Annotated in this window: 2 protein-coding genes and 1 pseudogene; all 3 read right to left on the bottom strand. The window is 60.3% G+C overall.

The window, feature by feature from the left end; all coding sequences use genetic code 11:
* The coding region (locus OEL57_RS14725) for a cation-translocating P-type ATPase (protein WP_300741488.1) at positions 1–2,402 on the bottom strand (2,402 nt) is incomplete at its 3' end.
* Between the two features lie 29 nt (positions 2,403–2,431).
* Positions 2,432–3,940, bottom strand: a complete 1,509-nt coding sequence (locus tag OEL57_RS14720; protein ID WP_300741487.1) for a proton-conducting transporter membrane subunit — start codon at positions 3,938–3,940, stop codon at positions 2,432–2,434.
* Positions 3,937–4,230: pseudogene (locus OEL57_RS14715) on the bottom strand (hypothetical protein); the annotation flags it as partial. The gene OEL57_RS14720 and the pseudogene OEL57_RS14715, both read right to left, overlap by 4 nt.

Below are 4,230 nucleotides of genomic sequence, written 5' to 3'. Positions count from 1 at the left end.
ACCTGGAAGAACTGAAAAAAGACCATGGTGGTCACCGCCACGGTACGGGCATTTTCCAGGGAATTCCCCTCCCGTAGGGCCATGGTGTAGTTCCAGGCCACCCCTCCGGCAATCACCATCCCCACCAGCACGGTGCGCTGGATCAGCAGGCGGGACATGATCCCCTCCTGCGGGTCGCGGGGTGGACGTTTGAGTATCCCTTTTTCTCCTGGCTCAAAGGCTAGCGAAACATCCTGCAGGCCATTGGTGACCAGGTTGATCCAGAGCAGCTGGGCCGGCAGGTAGGGGATTGGCACCCCCAGCAGCATGGCGATCATGATCGAGATGATCGAGGCGATGCCGGTGGGCAGCAGGAAGAAGGTCACCTTGCGCAGGTTGTCAAAGACGATCCGTCCCTCCCGCACGGCGCTGAAGATGCTGGCGAAGTTGTCATCGGTCAGCACCATGTCCGAGGCCTCCTTGGCCACGTCAGTGCCGGTGATCCCCATGGCCACCCCGATATGGGCCGCCTTCAGTGCCGGGGCATCATTGACGCCGTCGCCGGTCATGGCAACCACCTGGCCGTGGCGGATCAGCTGGCGGGTAATCCGCAGCTTGTGGTCCGGCGCAACCCGGGCAAAGACCGAGACGGAGTTGACCCGTTCATACAGCGCGTCATCATCCATCACCTCCAGGTCACGGCCGGTCAACACAGTGCCGTCCTGTTCAATAATCCCCAGCTGAAGCCCGATGGCCTGGGCAGTCACGCCGTGGTCACCGGTAATCATCACCACCCGGATACCGGCTTTTTTGCAGCCGGCAATGGCCTCGATCGCCTCTGGGCGGGGGGGATCAATCATTCCCTGTAGTCCGGAAAAGGTCAGGCCTGAAGCAGTGTCATGGTGTCCCAGCGTATCCTGATCCGGGGCCGCCTCTTTCCAGGCAAAGGCCAGCACCCGCATCCCCTGGGCAGCAAACCCGGTGGCCATGTCTGTGGCATCGGCCAACTGCTGCTCAGTCACCGCACACATCTCCAACACCCGTTCCGGGGCACCTTTGACGAAGATAACCCGTTTTTCGCCCTGTTGATGCAGGGTGGCCATGTAGCCCCGCTCCGACTCAAACGGGACCATGGCCAGCTGTTCATACGTTTCCCTTTCCAGCTCAGACTGCAGTCCCGCCTTCATGGCCGCCGTGATCAGGGCACCTTCAGTGGGGTCGCCATCCACCTTGAAGCGACCTTCTTCCTCATAGACATCAGATTCGTTGCAGAGCAGCCCGATACGCAGCAGCAGGGCCAGCTCCCGGTTACTTGCGGCAGTGACCGCAGTGTCGTCCAGCAGCACCTGACCGTCAGGCTCGTAGCCGGTGCCGCTTATCCGGTACTGCTGTTGGCTGTCGTAGAGGCTGGTAACGGTCATCTCGTTACGGGTCAGGGTACCGGTCTTGTCGGAGCAGATTACCGTGGTACTGCCCAGAGTCTCCACGGCCGGCAGCTTGCGGACAATGGCATTGTGCTTTGCCATCCGGGCCACTCCAACGGCCATGGCAATGGTCACCACAATCGGCAGCCCTTCCGGGATAGTGGCAACCGCCGCTGCCACCGCCACCATGAACATGGTCTTGACCGTCTCCCCCAGCAGTAGTCCGAACACGAACAGCAGGCCGGCCGCACCCAGCACCAAAAGCCCGATGGTGCGGGCAAACTGCTCGATCTTGTGCTGGATCGGGGCCTTGACCTGGCCGATGCTGCGTACTTCACCGGCAATGGTACCCAGGATGGTCCGGGCTCCGGTGGCCACCACCAGACCTCGGGCACGGCCATTGACCACGGCAGTGCCCATAAAGGCCATATTGGTCTGGTCTGCCGGGGTCAGGTCTGTTTCGGTCAGTACAGCGGTTGATTTATCAGACGGCAACGACTCACCGGTCAGCATCGCTTCATCAATCCGCAACTCAATATCATGTAGCAGCCTCAGATCAGCCGGAACTCTGGTGCCTGAGGCAAGAAGTACGATATCGCCCGGCACCAGATCCGTGCCGGGTATTTCCTGCTCATGGCCGTCCCGGATTACCCGGGCCTTGGCCACCAGCAGGCTTTTGAGGGCGCGCACACTTTCTTCGGCCTTGAACTCCTGCAGGTAGCCGATCACCGCGTTCAGCAGCACCACCGCCAGAATCACGCCGCTGTCGATATACTCCTTCAGCAGCAGCGTCACCAGGGCCGCAATCAGCAGGATATAGATCAGCGGGCTTTTAAACTGGTGCAGCAGGATCTGCAGCCGACTGATCTGCTCCTCATCAGCCAGCTTGTTGGGTCCATACTGAGCCAGTCGATTTTGGGCCTCATGACTGCTGAGACCGGTTTCGCCACTCTGCAACGTATCCAGGACCTGCTGGTGATTCTGTTGATACCATTCCATGGTTAAACCTCGTGGTGTTCGTTGGTCGGTTACGGCTGACTATGATATTCAAGCCCCACAATCAGACGGGCAAAGGACAGGGGGCTGATTCCGGCATCGCTGAAGAGGTAGGCCGCAACGGTGGCCCCGGCAGTAATCAGCGGCGGCATGAGCAGCAGCCAGGCTGTTTCCCTCCAACCCCGTGCCGGAATCTCTTCATGGGGCCATGCCGTTGGCAAAGGTTTAAACCAGAGCCGGTAGAGAATCGGCAGAAAATAGGCCATATTCAGCAGGCTGGAGGCGGTCAATACCCAGACCGCCCAATCCATGCCGGCAGTCTCGGCTCCGGTCTTCAGCCAGGCCTTGCTGATGGCCCCGGCGGTAAGTGGCGCCCCCATCATCCCCAGGGCGCCGACGGAAAAGGCCAGGGAGGTCAACGGCATCCGTCGGCCTGCGCCGTCCATCTCATCCACCCGGTGAATCCCCAGGGTCTCGGCATAGTTACCGGCGCAGAAAAACAGGGTAATCTTCATGATCCCCTGATGTACGAGATGCACCAGGCCTCCCACCGTACCGGCCATACCGAAGATGCCGACTCCTAGTATGATGTAGGAAACCTGACTGACCGTGGAGAAGGCCAGCCGTTTTTTCAGATCCCCCTGGAACAATGCCCGCAGGCTGCCCCACAGTATGGTGACTGCTGCTACCGCTGCAAGAGGCACCAGCAGTCCCAGGCTCTGTGCATACTCAATGCCGTAGATCTCGTAGACGATCCGTACCACCCCGAAGGCACCGGCCTTGACCACGGCAACCGCATGTAAAAGTGCCGAGACCGGCGCTGGCGCCACCATGGCCTGGGGTAGCCAGCCGTGCAGCGGCACCAGGGCCGCCTTGACACCGACCCCTGAGATCAAGAGCAGAAAGACCAGCTTCAGCTGTGTTTCGGAAACCCCCTGCAGGGCTGCCAGAATACCCCCCTGGGTGAACTCGCTCTGGCCGACCAGTTGGTTCAGCCAGACAATACCGGCCAGCAGCAGCGCGCCGCCGATCAGGGTGTAGGTCAGATAGACCGTGCCGCCGCGCATCGCCTGGGGGGTGCCACGATGGACGATCAGCGGGAAGGTGGCCAGGGTCAACAGTTCGTAAAAAATAAAGAATGTAAACAGATTACCAGCCATGGCGATTCCCATGGTGGCGGTGACGCAGAGGCTGAAAAATCCGAAGAAGCGGCTGCGGTGCGGTGCATGTCCCAGGTAGCCGATGGCGTACAGGGTGGTAAACAGCCACAGGGCTGCCGAAAGGCTCACAAACAACAGGGCCAGGGGGTCAGCCTTGAATAGCAGTTCAATACCGGGAGCCACCTGATAGCGGAAGCCATACTGTACGCCAGCCACCACACCGGCCAGCATCACACCGGTCAGGCTCAGTTTGGCAACAGCACCCAGCAGGTTCAGCAGTGATCGCAGCAGAACCCGTTCTTCCGGCAGGGTAAAGATAATCAGGCCGGGCAACAGCGAGGAGGCGATCACCAGCAGTGGTAACAGTTCGTTGAAACTCATCGGCCCACTCCTTCAAGCAGTTTGAAGAGCGGCATGGCAGCAAGACCGAGGCCGACACTGGCAACCGCCAGAGTGAAGGCTGTCCATTCCATCCCGGCGGCAACCGGCTGAGGCCGGGGCCGGTCGCTCTCCACCGTATCCCTGAAGGCAAGCAGCAAGACACGGAAAACATAGACCGAGGCCAACAGCCCCCCGCTGATAGCCACCACCGCAATCCAGACCTGTCCGGCAGCCAAAGCGGCATCAATTAATAGCCATTTGGCCAGAAAACCGCCTGAAGGGGGCAGTCC

Source organism: Trichlorobacter sp., from assembly GCF_030247655.1.
Lineage (GTDB): Bacteria > Desulfobacterota > Desulfuromonadia > Geobacterales > Pseudopelobacteraceae > Trichlorobacter.
This window is presented reverse-complemented; position numbering and strand designations above follow the sequence as displayed.